This window comes from Dongia deserti (genome assembly GCF_003574735.1).
In the GTDB taxonomy this organism is placed as follows: domain Bacteria; phylum Pseudomonadota; class Alphaproteobacteria; order Dongiales; family Dongiaceae; genus Dongia_A; species Dongia_A deserti.
On the sequence record NZ_QORW01000003.1, the window covers coordinates 122,487 to 137,549 of the forward strand.

Below are 15,063 nucleotides of genomic sequence, written 5' to 3' on the forward strand. Positions count from 1 at the left end.
GCCTCGTCGACTCTGTCAATCGGCCGAGCGCCAATTTGCCGCAATCACTGATTCGATCGATTGTTGCTGCGTCGATGTCAGACTAGAGAAGCTCGCCGGAGGAGCGGAGAATGATCCCATCGCGGTGACGAGCTGCTGGACCTGGGAAGCCGCGAGGCTCGAGCCATCGCTGAGCTCGAACTGATCGAGCCGGTTGCTGGCGCTCAGATACCAGCCCTGCAAGGTCACGCGATCCGTGCTTCCGAGCACGCTCACCACCAGATCATTGCCGCTGCGCGTGAACCAGAGATCGGTTTCCGCGATGCCATTGCCGAACACCAGCCTATCCGCGCCGCCGTCCGTATCGGCGTTGGAAATCACGTCCCTGCCGCCGCCGCGGCCGAATCGGTAGGTATCGACTCCTTCGCCGCCGATCAGCGTATCGTTTCCCGCTCCGCCATCGAGGATGTCGTTGCCGGCCCCGCCGTTGAGGACGTTGGCAGCGCTGTTGCCGACGATGATATTGTTTCCGCCATTGCCAGCGCCATTGATCGCACTCGATCCCGTCAGGGTGAGGTTTTCGAGGTAAGAACCAAGGGTATGCCTGACGGAGCTCTGCACCGTATCGATGCCTTCTCCCGCCCTTTCGGAGACGACATCGCCCGCGCTGTTGACGACATAGGTGTCGTCTCCAATGCCGCCGGTCAGCGTGTCATTGCCGCCGCCACCATCCAGCAGATCGTTGCCGAGACCGCCATTGATCTTGTCCTTGCCGCTGCCCCCGCGCAGCGTATCGTCGCCCGCGCCGCCGGTGATCGTGTTGTTCGACGCGTTGCCTATCCCCACGAAGTCGCCGGTCCCGATGAAGGCCAGCTTCTCGACATTCGCTTCGAGCGCGTGGCTGGAGAGCGTCGTCTTCACCAGATCACTGCCCTGGCTCGACAGCTCGACGATGACGTCGCCCGTAGAATTCACGATGTAGGTATCGTTGCCTGCGCCACCTGCCAAACGATCGCCCCCAGCGCCCCCGGTCAACGTGTCATTGCCGGCCGAGCCGGTCTCCACCACGTCCGTCAGCTTGATGGCGACAGACTGGGCGCAGGAGAGGCCGCCTTGATCGGTGACCTGAATGGTGAGATTGTGGGACTTCTGTGTTTCGAAATCGAGCACAGCGCCTGCCTTGACGCGGATCTCGCTGCCCACGATCTCGAACAGGTTTGTCGCGCCGCCGACCAAAGTGAAGCTGTGACTATCGCGCACATCGGGATCGATCGCGCTCAAAGTGGCGACCCAGGTTGCGGCATCCGCATTCTCCTCCACCACGCCGCCCGACAGAGCGATGCCCGTCGGCGCCGCGTTGGTCACGATCACAGATCCGTTCCGGACCCGCATGAGGTCCTCGTAGAGGGGCGGAACAAACGTGTCGATCAAATGCAATGTTGCACCGCCCTTGGTCAGGTCGAACAAGATTTGCGGCGATAGCGCGTCGGAGAAGGTCAATCCGTCAACGGTGGCGTTCGCGTTTTCGGCCAGCCAGACGTGCACCGTATGGGAAGTGCCGCCATAGCGGGTCGGGTTGAGGCTGACACTGTCTTCAAGCGTGATTGACGTGCTCCAGAACCGATAGTTCCGGTTGTTGCCCTCGGCGGTCACATTCACCAGCGTGGTGTTGCTCGACTTGAGATCGTATCCGGCATCAGTATTGCCGGACGCCATCGTATTCTCGAAGCGTACGTTGTAGACGCCGCGCTCGGTCACAAAGCCGTCGCCGTTCCAATACTCGGTGGCGGTTCCTTGGCCGAAATTGTTCTTCATCTTGGTATTCGAGATGAGAACATCATGCACTGTGCCATCGAGCGCGATGCCGGACACATAAAGGCCGCCGTACGTGCGCTGGCTATCGCCGATCACATTGTCGATCAGCACATCGCGCGTGTCATATTGCAGGCGGATGACGCCGCGCGAATAGCCGGCAACGTCGACATCCTGGATGGTCAAGCCACTGACGGTCGCCGAGGTGGCGGTGCCGGAAACGTAATTCTCGAAGAACCGGCCGACATTGCTGGCGTCGACGTCGCGGATCGTGAGGTTCGAGATGTCAGCGCCGGCGCGGAACACGCCGTTGCCGAAATTCCTGACCGACAGGTCTTCGAATACCAGGTTGTCGGCGCCGGAAAGCAGGCGGAAGAGTTCATTGCCTTCGCTCATGCCGTATGTCCAGCCGGCGGAGCGTGATCCCACAATCTCGGCCGCCATCGGATTGCCATAACTATCGATCCCTCGGATGGTGACCGGCGCACCTTCAGTGCCACCGGCGGTGATGGCAATCTGCGTATTCTGCTGGTAGGCGCCTTGATCCGCGATCAGCAGCACCTCTCCGCCCGGTCCTGCCGCCTGGATGTGCTTGTTGAGGCTGGAGAGCGTGGCGGCATTCTCGATGGAAGAGCCGTTGCGCAAGCCGGAGCCGGTCGGCGAAACGTAGATAGTTGCCATCACGTCTGTCCTCGTCGGATTTCTGGGCGCGAGAAACCGTCAAGGGCGCGAATATGGGCGGCTCGACTGACTCGCTCTCCCGAATAGAGGCGAGAGCGGTTAAGGAAAACTTAATATTGCCCTAGTCCTTTCGGCGTAAGCTATTGATCCGCCACGCAATTTTAGAGAAAAGAACAGTATTTCCTGCACCTCCCTGTGGCAATATCGAAAGAACAAGGCCGCTATCCGTGTTTACTGGAATACCGTTGTTGACAGGGGCTCCCGTCGAGCCTTCAATAAGAAAAAAGACAAATAATTCGGCGTGCGCGGGGAGCGCCGCTTGGGAGGAACAGCGCCGTATGACAACCGTGCTGGTGGCTGACGACCATCCGCTATTTCGCGAAGCGATTGCGGATGCACTGCGCACCATGTTCGACCGGGTTGGCGTGCTGGAAGCCGGCTCGATGACCGAGGCGATCGATCAGGTCGCTCATACAAACGACATAGATCTGGTCTTGCTGGACCTGCGCATGCCGGGCATGAGCGGGGTCAAAGGCGTGCGGACGCTGCGCCGCCGGCGGCCGGACATCCCGATCGCGGTCATCTCCGCTCTCGATGACAGCATGGTGGTCCAGCAATGCTTCGATGCCGGCGCCATCGGCTATATCCCCAAGTCCCTGCCGCGGGCTGGAATCGCTGATGCGATCCAGACCATCCTGGAGGGCGGCAGTTTCGCGCCGGATGAGCGGCTGGTCGGGGTCAGTGCGCGGAACGAAGAGCAGGATGAGACGGAGGAACTGGACGACGCCATGCGTTGCCGGTTCGAGCTGCTCACCAATCAGCAATGGAAGGTGCTCGAGCTGATGGCCCAGGGCCTGCTCAACAAGCAGATCGCCTATGCCATCGACGTGCAGCTGACGACGGTCAAGGCACACGTCTCAAGCCTCTTGCAAAAGCTCGGCGTCTCACGCCGGACCCAGGCCGTCATCCTGTATCAGAAATACTGTCGCCAGGCTTCACTCTCGGACCGAAGCAATCAGCGCGCGTAGCCGCGCTGGTTTGATCGGTTTCAGCAGCAGGCTGACACCTTCCACCTTGCGCACGTCCTCCCGGATCGCGGGATTGTGGTCGGCGGTGATGATCGCCGCCGGTATGCCGGTTTGTACCCGCCGGCGGATGGCATTGATCGCCTCGGTGCCGACGCGCCCATGATCGAGATGATAGTCGACCAGCAGTAATTCCGGCTTCTCTCCCGTCCGGTCGAGCTCCGAGAGGGCGCCTTCGGTATCGGAGGCCGCGATGACGCGGCAGCGCCAGGTGTCGAGCAGGCTGACCATGCCTTCCAGCACCTGGGACTCGTTGTCGATCACCAGAACACGGACGCCGTCGATCGCCGTGTGGCGCGGAACGCGCAGCGCCTGCGCCGGACGCGACTGTGCAACGGTTTCGGCCAACGGGACGCGGACCGAGAAGACCGACCCTTTCCCGACCTGAGAGCGAACCTGGACGGGGTGATCCAGCAGGCGGCTGATGCGGCGCACGATGGAAAGGCCGAGGCCATAGCCCTTGGAGCCACCGGCAAGATCGGCCAGGCGGCGGAATTCCGCGAAGATTTCATCGAACTTGTCCTTGGGAATCCCGATGCCGGTATCGGCGATCTGGATCTCCGCGACGCTGCCGTGCCGGCGAACGCCGAACAGCACCTTGCCCTCTGGCGTGTAGCGGCACGCATTGGTGAGGAGGTTTTGCAGCAAGCGCCGCAGCAAGCGGACATCGGTTCGAACCGTGAGCGAGGTCGGCACGACTGCGAGTTCGAGTCCGGCGCGCTCCGCCAAAGGCGTCATTTCGTCGCGCAGCGACTGCATGACCGTCGAGAGCGACACCGGTCCTACCTGCACGTTGACCCGGCCCGATTCCATCTTGGAAATGTCGAGCAGAATGTTGAGGATGTCCTCGATATTGACCAGTGCGCGATCCACTTTCTCCACATATTCCGCGGTGCGCCGCGGCAGCTTGCTGCCCTGGATCGAGGCGATGAACAGGCGCGCCGTGTTCAGCGGCTGCAACAGATCGTGGCTGGCGTCGGCCAGGAACTGAGTCTTGCTGGCATTGGCAAGCTCTGCTTCCACTTTGGCGGAGCGTAGCTCGCGCGCGATGCGGCGCCTTTCCTCCACCTCGCGCACCAGGGCTTCGTTCAGCTCCTGCAAGCTAGCGGTGCGTTCATAGACCCGCCGTTCCAGATCCTCCTTCGCCATTTCCAGCATATGCTGGGTGCGCCGGCGCTCGGTGATGTCCTGGATCAGAGTAAAGAAACCGACCACGCGCCCGGCGCTGTTGCGATGCGGCACATAGGTGGCAAGACCGAAGCGTGGCTCGCCGTCGGCCGAAGGAAGTGTGACGTCGAACACGCTGGTCGAACCGGCCAGCGCACGCTCGATATAGGCACGGCGGAAGTTGTACTCGGCTTCGCCGAGAACGGCACGGATCTTGCGGCCGACCAGCTTGCCGCCATCGCGCGCAAAAGCGGCACGATAGGCGCGGTTCACGAACTGATAGCGCTCCTGATCGTCGATGTAGCACATCATCGTAGGCATGGCATTGGCGAACAGGCGGATGCGCGCTTCGCTGTCATGCAGCGCTTCTTCCGCCTGGCGCCGATCCGTGATCTCCGCATAGGAGACGACAAAGCCGCCGTCCGGCATCGGATCGCTCTTGATCGAGAACCAACGGCCATTGACCGAGACTTCCGCCGGTGGGCCGCCATGGGTCGTGATGATCGGCGAGGCCGTGCCAAGCTCCGACACATCGCGCAGGTCGTTGAATCGCTGGAAGCTACGCAACGAAGCGCCGGGTGTCAGCAAGGTGGCAGGCAGGCTAAGCAATTCGCCATATTGCCGATTGGCGGTGACCAATCTCTGATCCTTGTCGAACACGGCGACACCGATCGACATGCTCTCCAGCGTCGCCTGCAGATGCAATGAGCGCTCGGCCAGGGCTCGCTCGCGTTCTTGCCGCTCTTCATCCTTGACGTCGGTGATGTCGGTGTAGATGGACGCCAAACCGCCTTCGATCGACCGCCGGTCGTTGACCTGGACCCAGCGGCCGCTGGACTGGGCATAGACCCATCGGTCGGAGCCATGGCGGCGGGTATTCTCTCGCTGGCGCCTGCGATCGACGATCCAGGCGTCCGCACTCTGCCCGTCCGGCGCTGTGATGCAGCCGCTCTCGAACGCGATGCGGATGAGCTCCTGGAACGTGACGCCGGTGCGGATTTCGCTCGCCAGACCGGGCCAGAAATCGGTGAAGCGCCGATTGTACAGAATCAGCCGGTCCTCCGGATCGAAGATCGCAAATCCTTCGGAGATACTGTCGATCGCGTCCTGCAAGCGGTTCTGGGTCGTCATGCTGACGACCGCCGCTTCGTTCAGCTCGCGATTGGAGGTGGCGACCGCCTCCAACGCCTGTTCCAGTTCGCGCGTGCGGTCGCGCACCATGCGGTCCAGCAGGATCGCTGCCTGGAACAGATGATAGGCGTTGCCATGGAGGTCGAGGCCGTGCTCGACCCGCTGCATCAGCGCGCGGTTGATCTCGGTCAGCTTCGCGACCTTGGTGCGGAGTTCGGTCAACTCGTCCGCTGGTGCGCTGTCGGCGGCCATTTGAAGACCTCCGCTACTTCGCCAGCGCCGTGCCGAACGCAATGCCGGTGAAGGTCTGGCTCATATGCATGGTGCCGAACTGCTCACCATAGGTGTTGAAGCCAATCACCGTATTGGCATTCAGCAGACGCGAGATGTCGCCGAGCATCTGGCCCTGTTCCATCTCGATGTAGCGCAGGATGCAATCGAAGCCGAGGACCGCTTCGACCGGGCCCAGATCGTGATTGAGGCGCACGAACAGCGATTCGAGATCGGCCACCAGGTTGCCGCTTTCGGCGATGCTGAGCACGATGCCTTCGTCGATCGCGCAGAAGAAATGAAAGCTGTCGTCCTCGTTCACCTGCTGGATCGCGCGGGCATAATGTCGCCCGCCGGCACGCACCACAAGCGGATGGGCGGCGAAGACCTGGGGGGTCAAGTCCTCGCGCCTGAGGCCGAGCAGGCGTGCATATTCCTTCGCAGCCGGCTCGGCATTGATCTCCATGACCATGCGGTTGGCTGGATCGGCCTTGGTCACCACCACTTTCAGGTCCAACGGTTTGAAATGCTGGGTCTGGAACACTCGGAAGTCGTGATCGGTGGAGATCAGCAGCATCAGCGCGGCGTTCTCCAGCACGCGGCCATTGAGGAACATGTTGGGCTCGCGCACGGTCGGGCTGGTGCCCGCCGATCCGCCCACCAGCGGCACATGGCCGAGGGCCGCGCCGAAGGCGCTGACGATCGCCTCCTCGCGCATGGCGAGGCTGTCATTGATGAGCATGGCGAAGGTGTGGGGCGTCTCCAGGCGCTGCTGGATCAATTCTTGCTCAGCCAGCAGCGCGCGGGCCGTGGCAAAACCGGCGGCGATCTCGAAGTCGCACAGACGCTCGATCGGTTTCACGGACGCTGCGAAATGCTCGGTTTCGAAGCTGACGCCGATGATCGACCCGCGGCGGTGGCCGAGCGGCGTGATCTCGCCCGCCGTCGTGCAGCCGACCACCGTGGCGTCTAGATCGTATTCGCCGACCGCCGCAGCCACCTCTGCAATGTGAAACTGCGGCGAGCAGAACAGCATGACCAGCTCGGACTTCACGCCGGCGAAGGAGTCCAGGATCGCGTACACCATCTCCTTCGGCGTGTTCCCCATGCTGTCATCCTGAAGGGCCCAGCGAATGCAGCGGTGCCCGGCGGTATCGGGCGCAGGCGTCTCCTTGTACGCGAGTGACATGCCTTTCCTCCCAGAACGCGGCTGATTTCTACGTTTGCGGCCGTCGGCACTCGACGATGGATAGGGCTCCATTATCGGCTCTATTCGCTTCGATCCAAAGTCCAATTTCGAAGCGCCGGAACTTCTCGTTAACATTCGACCAGGGCAGACGGCCAATATCCACTCGCGCCGCGCGCTACTGTGCCCGGCAAATGGACGCTCACGCAATAAGAGGAGCGCGGAGGATGGGAACGCGCGCTGCAGCTCGAACAGAGGTCGTCCGACACCCGGGACTCTGCAATTTTGAGCCTTCAGGCCGCGGCCGGAGAGGTCCCATCCAATGCGACGGCCCGAAGATATGAATGTCAGCGAGACCTCCCGGCACCATTGTTTCGACGGATGGCAGATTTTTGCCAGCCATCCGTCGGAGGAATGCGGCGTTACCATGAGGTTCTCGTTGTATTTGCCGCCCGCAGCCTCCAGGGCCACTGTGCCGGTGCTGTATTTTCTCGCCGGCCTTACCTGCACCGAAGAGACCTTCGTCCTCAAAGCCGGCGGCCAGCGGTTCGCGGCCGAGACCGGCATTGCACTTGCCGCGCCGGATACCAGCCCGCGCGGCACCGGCACGCCCGGCGCCGATGCCGATTGGGACTTCGGGTTTGGCGCCAGCTTCTATGTCGATGCCACGCAGGCGCCATGGTCGGAATATTGGCGGATGTACAGCTACGTGACGTCGGAGCTGCCACGTGTGCTGGCGGAGAATTTCCCGATCGATCCGGAGCGGCAGGGCATTTTCGGCCATTCGATGGGTGGTCACGGAGCGCTGGTCGCCGCGCTGCGCAATCCCGGTCAGTACAAGTCGGTGTCCGCCTTCGCACCGATTGCTGCGCCAAGCCGATCGCCATGGGGTAGCAAGGCCTTCACCGGCTATCTGGGAGAGGATCGGGCGCGTTGGAGCGACTACGACGCCAGCGAGCTGGTGCAGCGCGCCAGGCTGTCGACGACGATCCTGATCGACCAGGGGCTCGATGATCCGTATCTGGCCGAACAGCTGCACCCGCACCTGTTCGAGGAAGCGTGCCGGCAGGCCAACCAATCCATCGTGCTGCGCCGGCACCAGGGATACGACCACGGCTATTACTTCATCCAGACCTTCATCGCCGACCATATCCGGCATCATGCAAGGCAGATGAGCGAAGCAGGATGAGGGCCCGGCGCAACGGGAGGCACAGATGATCAGGCTATATGACTTCGAGCTGTCTGGAAGCTGCTACAAGGTGCGGCTGCTGCTCAACATCCTGAAAGTGTCGTGCGAGCGGATCCCGGTCGATTTCGTCGGCAAGGAGCACAAGACCGAGCGTTTCCTGAAGCTGAATCCGCTCGGCGAAATCCCGGTGATGGAGGATGGCGACGTCCAGCTGCGGGACGCGCAATCCATCCTGGTCTATATCGCCCGGCAATATGACCGGTCGAACACATGGTTCCCCGACGCACCGGATTCGATGGGCCGGATCATGCAATGGCTCTCCTTCGGCGGGAACGAGCTGATGGCCGCTGCGGGGGCCCGACTGGTCAAGCTGTTGAACTATCCGTTCGACCTGCCTGCGCTGCAGGAACGCGCGATCGCCGCCTTTCGGATCCTCGATGCCCATCTGTCCGATCGCGAGTTCCTGGAGCTCGGTCATCCGACGATCGCGGACATTGCCTGCTTCCCCTATGTCGCAATGGCCGGCGAAGCGGGCATCGACCTCAAGCCCTATCCCAACATCCTGCGCTGGATCGACCGCATCAGGCAGATTCCGGGCTTCATCCCGATGCCGGGCATCCCGATGATCGGCGCGGTCGCCGCGTAGCAGGAGGCTGCCTCGCATGAAGCGCATCTGCGAAGGATTACTCGCTGAACTCCTTCCACCCTTGTGGAGGAAGGGGAGCCTTGTTTGCGCGATTGGAAGGCTGTCGTCATGTTGAGAGTCGTGAAATACGCGCTCCTTGTGTGCTTCGCGCTGCTGCTTGCCGCAGTGCAGGCGATCGCCGCCGAAGCGCCGGCCATCAAGGTCGGCACGCTCAAGTTCGGCACGGTCAATTGGGAACTGAAGGTCATCTCGGACGGGCTGGATGAGAAGCATGGATTCAAGCTGACGCGCGTCGACTTTGCCGACAAGGATGCCACCAGCATCGCCCTGCAATCAGGCGAGGTGGACGTCATCGTCACCGATTGGATCTGGGTCGCCATGCAGCGCAAGCTGGGCCACAACTTCACCTTCGTGCCCTTCTCCCGTTCCGTCGGCGCGGTGATGGCCGACCCCGCGAAAGGCATCAAGACAGTGGCCGATCTGGCAGGCCGCAGCATCGGCGTCGCCGGTGGGCCGAGCGACAAGAGCTGGGTGCTGCTGCAGGCCTATGCGCGCCAGACCGCCGACCTCGAGCTCAAGGATAAGGCCGATGTCCAGTTCGCCGCACCGCCGCTGCTCAACGAGCTGGTGCAGCGCGCCAAGCTGGATGCGGTCCTCAACTTCTGGCACTTCAACGCGCGGCTCAAGGGTAAGGGCTTCGTGCCGGTGATTTCGATCCGTGACATCCTGCCGGACCTCGGGCTCGAGGCCGATCCGCCTCTGCTCGGCTGGGTCTTCAGCGAGCAATGGGCCGCCGCGAACCCTGAACTCGCGAAAGGGCTGATAGACGCTTCATATGAGGCCAAGGCCCTGCTCAAGTCAGACGATGCGCTGTGGGAGAAACTGCGCCCGATCATGGATGCGGAGGACGATGCGACCTTCCAGGCGCTGAGGGACGGATATCGCGACGGCATTCCCGGCCGCTACGAGCGCAAGGACATCGCGGCCGCCGAGAGTGCTTTTGCGGTGATGCGCGCGGCCGATCCCGGCTCGGTCGGCAACCTCGAGGCACTGCCGGAGGGTACCTTCTGGCCCGGCTATCTCAAATGAACCGGCTGGTCAGCGCGGCTCCGATTCGACTGGGCGCGGGCTGGAGCCGGCTGATCTCGGCGATCGTGCTGCTGGCGCTGTGGCAGGCGGCTGCGACCGCAATTGCCGATCCCGCGCTCCTGCCCTCCCCTCTTGCCACGCTGCACGCGGGCTATGCCGAGCTGATGCGTGGTGAGCTCATCTTTCACGTTGCCGTTACGTTGGCGCGCGTGGCTGTCGCGTTCGCCCTCGCCATGCTGATCGGCAGCGCCATCGGCATCCTGCTCGGCCGCTCAACCGCGTTGGATCAGATCTTCAATGGCTGGCTCATCGTCGGGCTGAATTTGCCGGCGCTGGTGACGATGGTGCTTTGCTACATGTGGTTCGGGCTCACGGAAGTGGCCGCGATCCTCGCGGTCACTATCAACAAGGTGCCGACAGTCGCTGCCATCGTGCGCGAAGGCACCAAGGCGCTGGACCGCTCGCTGTTCGAAATGACCCAGGTGTTCAACGTGCGGCCGGGGCGCATCCTCACTCGGGTCATCCTGCCCCAGCTGGCGCCCAGCCTGATGGCGGCGGCGCGGGCGGGACTCGCCCTGACGTGGAAGATCGTGCTGGTGGTGGAATTGCTGGGTCGGCCGAACGGCGTCGGCTTCCAGATCCGTACCTTTTTCAACTTCTTCGACATCGCCAGCATCCTTGCTTACTCGCTGGCTTTCATCGGCGCGGTCATCGCGATCGAGACCTTCCTGCTGCAGCCGATCGACCGTCGGCTCGGGCGCTGGCGGCGGGCATGACCGGACTACTGTTGAACGGCGTGACGCGCGACTTTACCGAGCCCGCTGCGCGGCATGTTCTGCGCAGCATCGACTTGACCATTGCCAAGAGCGAATTCGTGTCGCTGGTCGGCCCGTCGGGTGCCGGCAAGACCACACTTCTGCGGATCATCGCCGGGCTCGATATAGCCCATGCGGGCCGCGTCACGTGGCAGGGCGAAGGCCGACCGCGGCTCGGCATCGTGTTCCAGGAACCGCGCCTGGTGCCTTGGCTCAGCATCCTCGACAATCTGCTGCTGGTCGGCGGCTCCGACCAAGCGGAGCGCGCCCGGGCCTTGCTGGCGGAGGTCGAGCTGGCGGGCAATGAAGACGCCCTGCCCAGCCAGTTGTCCGGCGGCATGCAGCGGAGGGCGGCGCTGGCGCGTGCGCTGCTGATCGCGCCCGATTTCCTGATGCTGGATGAGCCGCTGATCTCGCTGGACACGGCGCTGGCGGAACGGATGCGCCGACTGCTCAACAGCTATTGGCGCGAGCATCGCACGACGACGTTGCTGGTGACGCACAATCTGGCCGAGGCGGCGGAGCTCTCCACCCGCATTCTCATCCTGTCGCCAGACGAAGGCAGGATCGTGGCCGATTGCGCCTTGCCACCGCCGGCCCCGCGGCTGCGCAATGATCGCGCCGTGTCCGCAGTGCTGGAGGACCTCCGGCGCATGACCCACACTTGGCCAAGGCCGGACTCTCCCGAGACCGGGGTGCCCAAGGCGCACTCAGCCGCGTGAGCTAAACCGCTATTGAATGAGGTTTCCCCGTACGTCCAGCACAGGCACGTGATACTCGCGCAGGATCGCTGCGATCTGATCCTTGTTCTCGGCGAGCAGCTTCTCGATGTCATGCTTCCAGCGTGTCTCGCCGGGACGCACGCCCATCGCAATGTAATAGTCCATACGGCTGGATTTTGCTTCGTGTACCAAGGGTGTGACGGTGAGCGCATCGCCGTGCTCCGCAGCGAAATAACCGCCGAGCGGCCCCCAGAGCAGCGCCACGTCGATGGTGCCCGTCGCCAGATCCTCTACCATGCGACGGCTCGGGGAATCGTGGCGCGTGTCGACCATCAGATCGTACGGCTTGGCATGCGCCATCAGGCCGTTCTGAGCTACCACGCTCGCGGGTGGCGTGCCGGCGATCAGGCCGATCTTCAGCGACTTCAGTTCCGGATCGTCCAGGCGGTCGGCGGTGATGCCGTCGGCCTTGCGCGTGACCATTACATAAGTCGAGCGGTAATAGGGATTCGTACTGAGCACCATTTCGGCGCCGCTGGCCATGCCGACTACCAAGTCACAGCGGCGTGCGCGCAGCGTGTTGCGCAGGAAGCCAATTGCCTGCGGGAACCAGGTGTATTTGACGTCGACGCCAAGCTTGGCAGCAAGCAACTCTGCGATCTTGTTCTCGAAACCTTCGCCCTTCACATTGGAGAAAGGCATGTTGCCTGGATCGGCACAGACCCTGAGAACGGAACGATCGACGGCCTCCGGCTGATCAGCGGCCCACGTAGCAATGGGAGCCGCCGCTGGTATGGCGACGGCCAAGGCGAGAATACAGAGGCTCTTGAGCGCCATGGTCGCGCCGGCTAACCGCCCATGCAGGCTTCTTCGGCTTCCGCCGCCTCGGGTGGCTTGTCGGCATGCTTTGCCGGCCGACCGCGGCCGACAACGCCGTCAGACCTGGCCTTGAGATAAGCGTAGATATCGTCGAGATAGCACATGACGTTGGGGTCGGTGCCGAAGGCCGGCATCTTCTTCTGCACGGCTGTGTTCACGTCCTGCTTGCCGTTGACCACAATCTCCATGAACTGCTCGTAATTGAGACGCTTCATCGATTCCACCAAAGCCGGAGCAAAGGTGCTACCCACCCCGTCCGGACCGTGACAAGTGTGACAGACGCTGTTATAGCGGCGGAACCCGCTGAAGGTCGGCCAGTCAACAGTGCCGTCACCGGCCACGTGATAAGGCTTCTCCTCCTCTTGCGCAGCCGCCACATTCTCCTGCGCCTGCGCGGCCACGATGCCGCAAAGCGTGAGTCCGGTTACCAAGGCAATACGCCAACGCCAATCAGGTTGCATCAAAGCCCCACTTTGGTACGCGTTTCGTTTCATCGTTCCGACCGGCAAAAAGATCGGGCGAGAAGCTGCCGCCGCCCGCCCGATCGTCGCAAGCGCCGCTATTCAGGCAGCGCGAACACCGTCATGGTGCCGCCCAGCGCCGTGTAGTTGGACAGCGCCTTGTAGGCACCCACCGCGCCAAGGCCGGCGGTGTCTTCGGTCAAGCCCGCCGCCATGCCGATGCCGGCCCAGCCGCCGACGCCCGACAGGACTGCGATATACTGCTTGCCGTCATGCTCGAAGGTGTTGACGTTGCCGATGATGCCGGACGGAGTCTTGAAGCTGTAGAGCTCCTTGCCGGTCTCGGCATCGACCGCCTTCAGGTAGCCTTCCAGCGTGCCGTAGAACACGACGTCGCCGGCCGTCGCCAACGCGCCGCTCCACACCGAGAACGGCTCCGGCACCGACCACTTGATCTCGCCCGTGGTCGCATCCCAGGCAATGAAGTTGCCGAGATGGTCGTCACCCTCTGGCGGATACATGCTCAAGGTCGCGCCAACATAGGGCTGGCCGGCCGTGTAGGCGACCTTGAACGGCTCGTAGTCCATGCAGACGTGGTTAGTCGGCACGTAGAACAAGCCGGTCTTCGGTGAGTACGCCGCCGGCTGCTGGTCCTTGCTGCCGAGCGCCGCCGGGCAGATGCCCTTCGAGTTGACATCCTCGCCGTTAGCTTCCGTCGAGTACTCCTTCACGCGCTCCGGCAGGCCGGTCTCGAGGTCGATCTTGGTCGCCCAGTTCACCTTCGGATCAAACTTTTCCGCCACCAGCAATTCGCCGGTGTCGCGGTCGAGCGTGTAGCCGAAGCCATTGCGATCGAAGTGGACCAGCAGCTTGCGCTCCTGACCATTGACCTCCTTGTCGACCAGGATCATCTCGTTGACGCCGTCATAGTCCCACTCGTCGTGCGGCGTCATCTGATAGACCCACTTTGCCATGCCGGTATCGGCATCGCGTGCGAAGATGGTCATCGACCACTTGTTGTCGCCCGGCCGCTGTACCGGGTTCCAGGTGCTGGGATTGCCGGTGCCGTAATAGACCAGGTTCAACTCCGGATCATACGACATCCAACCCCAGGTCGTGCCACCGCCGATCTTCCACTGATCGCCTTCCCAGGTCTTCAGCGAAGAATCTGCGCCAACCGGCTTGCCGAGCGATGTGGTCTTCTGCGGATCGATTAGCATGTCCTTGTCCGGACCGGCCGAGAAGCCGCGCCATGCGATCGAGCCATCCTTCATGTTGTAAGCGGTGATCTTGCCGAGCACACCGAACTCGCCACCGCTATTGCCGATCAGGACCTTGTCCTTCACCACCAGCGGAGCGGAGGTTCCGGTCTCGCCCTTGGTCGGATCGCCGTCGGCGACGCTCCAGACTTCCTTGCCGGTCTTGGCATCGAGCGCGACCAGCTTAGTATCCGCTTGGTGCAGGAAGATCTTGCCGTCGCCATAGGCAACGCCGCGATTGACGGTGTCGCAGCACATAACCGGAATGACGTTCGGATCCTGCTGCGGCTCGTACTTCCAAACGATCTGCCCGTCCTTGGTGAGGTCGAGCGCGAACACCGTGTTCGGGAACGGCGCATGGACATACATCATGTCGCCGACGACCAGCGGGCCGCCCTCGTGGCCGCGCAGCACGCCGGTGGAGAACGTCCACGCGACCTGCAGGTCTCCCACGTTATCCTTGTTGATCTGATCGAGCTTGCTGTAGCGAGTGCTTGAATAATCGCCCAGCGGCATGACCCATTGCTTTGGGTCTTCTTGAAGTTTCAGCAACTCCTCATTCGCTGTGGCCTCCGCGCCCCACAGCGAAATCGCACCGGCAACTGCCAGCACGTACCCTGAAGCAGGCTTTAGTCTTGCCATCTTTTCCTCCCGATAAGGATTGGTGTCCAGGCTCCGCAACGTTCTCTTGA

Annotated in this window: 12 protein-coding genes; 6 read left to right on the forward strand and 6 right to left on the reverse strand. The window is 62.5% G+C overall.

Annotated elements, in window-relative coordinates:
* Positions 1-15: 15 nt before the first annotated feature.
* Positions 16-2,472, reverse strand: coding sequence for a calcium-binding protein (locus DTX69_RS05735; RefSeq protein ID WP_119300553.1), 2,457 nt, complete (start codon positions 2,470-2,472; stop codon positions 16-18).
* 338 nt (positions 2,473-2,810) lie between these two features.
* On the opposite strand from DTX69_RS05735, the gene DTX69_RS05740 reads away from it, so the two are divergent.
* On the forward strand, positions 2,811-3,500 hold the full coding sequence (locus DTX69_RS05740; protein WP_119300554.1) for a response regulator transcription factor: 690 nt from the start codon (positions 2,811-2,813) through the stop codon (positions 3,498-3,500).
* Here DTX69_RS05740 and DTX69_RS05745 read toward each other — a convergent pair.
* Both DTX69_RS05745 and DTX69_RS05750 read right to left on the reverse strand, forming a co-directional pair.
* Complete coding sequence (locus DTX69_RS05745) at positions 3,468-6,107, reverse strand: hybrid sensor histidine kinase/response regulator (RefSeq protein WP_119300555.1); 2,640 nt, start codon at positions 6,105-6,107, stop codon at positions 3,468-3,470. The genes DTX69_RS05740 and DTX69_RS05745 overlap by 33 nt on opposite strands.
* Positions 6,108-6,120: 13 nt before the next feature.
* Positions 6,121-7,314, reverse strand: a complete 1,194-nt coding sequence (locus DTX69_RS05750; RefSeq protein ID WP_162916723.1) for an FIST N-terminal domain-containing protein — start codon at positions 7,312-7,314, stop codon at positions 6,121-6,123.
* A gap of 337 nt (positions 7,315-7,651) precedes the next feature.
* Here DTX69_RS05750 and fghA point away from each other — a divergent pair, with 337 nt between their 5' ends.
* From fghA to DTX69_RS05775, 5 genes are all read left to right on the forward strand, one after another.
* Positions 7,652-8,500 (forward strand): S-formylglutathione hydrolase, encoded by an 849-nt coding sequence (gene fghA / locus DTX69_RS05755; RefSeq protein ID WP_119300773.1) that lies wholly within the window; start codon positions 7,652-7,654, stop codon positions 8,498-8,500.
* Between the two features lie 25 nt (positions 8,501-8,525).
* Complete coding sequence (locus DTX69_RS05760; RefSeq protein WP_119300557.1) at positions 8,526-9,146, forward strand: glutathione S-transferase family protein; 621 nt, start codon at positions 8,526-8,528, stop codon at positions 9,144-9,146.
* Positions 9,147-9,254: 108 nt separating this feature from the next.
* Positions 9,255-10,235, forward strand: coding sequence for an ABC transporter substrate-binding protein (locus DTX69_RS05765; RefSeq protein ID WP_119300558.1), 981 nt, complete (start codon positions 9,255-9,257; stop codon positions 10,233-10,235).
* Complete coding sequence (locus tag DTX69_RS05770) at positions 10,232-11,011, forward strand: ABC transporter permease (RefSeq protein ID WP_119300559.1); 780 nt, start codon at positions 10,232-10,234, stop codon at positions 11,009-11,011. The genes DTX69_RS05765 and DTX69_RS05770 overlap by 4 nt, the downstream gene beginning before the upstream one ends.
* The gene (locus DTX69_RS05775; protein ID WP_119300560.1) at positions 11,008-11,772 is read left to right on the forward strand and encodes an ABC transporter ATP-binding protein; all 765 of its coding nucleotides are present in this window, start codon (positions 11,008-11,010) and stop codon (positions 11,770-11,772) included. Before DTX69_RS05770 ends, DTX69_RS05775 begins: the two co-directional genes overlap by 4 nt.
* A 9-nt stretch (positions 11,773-11,781) precedes the next feature.
* On the opposite strand, the gene DTX69_RS05780 is transcribed toward DTX69_RS05775, so the two are convergent.
* From DTX69_RS05780 to xoxF5, 3 genes are all read right to left on the reverse strand, one after another.
* Complete coding sequence (locus DTX69_RS05780) at positions 11,782-12,609, reverse strand: substrate-binding domain-containing protein (RefSeq protein ID WP_119300561.1); 828 nt, start codon at positions 12,607-12,609, stop codon at positions 11,782-11,784.
* Positions 12,610-12,620: 11 nt separating this feature from the next.
* Entirely contained in the window at positions 12,621-13,082 is a 462-nt protein-coding gene (locus DTX69_RS05785; protein ID WP_284735572.1) for a c-type cytochrome, methanol metabolism-related, read from the reverse strand.
* A 128-nt stretch (positions 13,083-13,210) separates the two neighbouring features.
* Positions 13,211-15,013 carry a lanthanide-dependent methanol dehydrogenase XoxF5 gene (gene xoxF5 / locus DTX69_RS05790; RefSeq protein ID WP_119300563.1) on the reverse strand — a complete coding sequence of 601 codons (1,803 nt, stop codon included), beginning with the start codon at positions 15,011-15,013 and terminating at the stop codon, positions 13,211-13,213.
* Positions 15,014-15,063 lie beyond the last annotated feature (50 nt).

Excerpts from the sequence above, each read along its gene's own strand:
- DTX69_RS05735 (WP_119300553.1), bottom strand. The coding sequence starts at position 2,472 with ATGGCAACTATCTACGTTTCGCCGACCGGCTCCGGCTTGCGCAACGGC.
- DTX69_RS05765 (WP_119300558.1), top strand. The coding sequence starts at position 9,255 with ATGTTGAGAGTCGTGAAATACGCGCTCCTTGTGTGCTTCGCGCTGCTG.
- DTX69_RS05770 (WP_119300559.1), top strand. The coding sequence starts at position 10,232 with ATGAACCGGCTGGTCAGCGCGGCTCCGATTCGACTGGGCGCGGGCTGG.
- DTX69_RS05750 (WP_162916723.1), bottom strand. The coding sequence starts at position 7,314 with ATGTCACTCGCGTACAAGGAGACGCCTGCGCCCGATACCGCCGGGCAC.
- DTX69_RS05740 (WP_119300554.1), top strand. The coding sequence starts at position 2,811 with ATGACAACCGTGCTGGTGGCTGACGACCATCCGCTATTTCGCGAAGCG.
- xoxF5 (WP_119300563.1), bottom strand. The coding sequence starts at position 15,013 with ATGGCAAGACTAAAGCCTGCTTCAGGGTACGTGCTGGCAGTTGCCGGT.
- DTX69_RS05780 (WP_119300561.1), bottom strand. The coding sequence starts at position 12,609 with ATGGCGCTCAAGAGCCTCTGTATTCTCGCCTTGGCCGTCGCCATACCA.
- fghA (WP_119300773.1), top strand. The coding sequence starts at position 7,652 with ATGAATGTCAGCGAGACCTCCCGGCACCATTGTTTCGACGGATGGCAG.
- DTX69_RS05760 (WP_119300557.1), top strand. The coding sequence starts at position 8,526 with ATGATCAGGCTATATGACTTCGAGCTGTCTGGAAGCTGCTACAAGGTG.
- DTX69_RS05775 (WP_119300560.1), top strand. The coding sequence starts at position 11,008 with ATGACCGGACTACTGTTGAACGGCGTGACGCGCGACTTTACCGAGCCC.
- DTX69_RS05745 (WP_119300555.1), bottom strand. The coding sequence starts at position 6,107 with ATGGCCGCCGACAGCGCACCAGCGGACGAGTTGACCGAACTCCGCACC.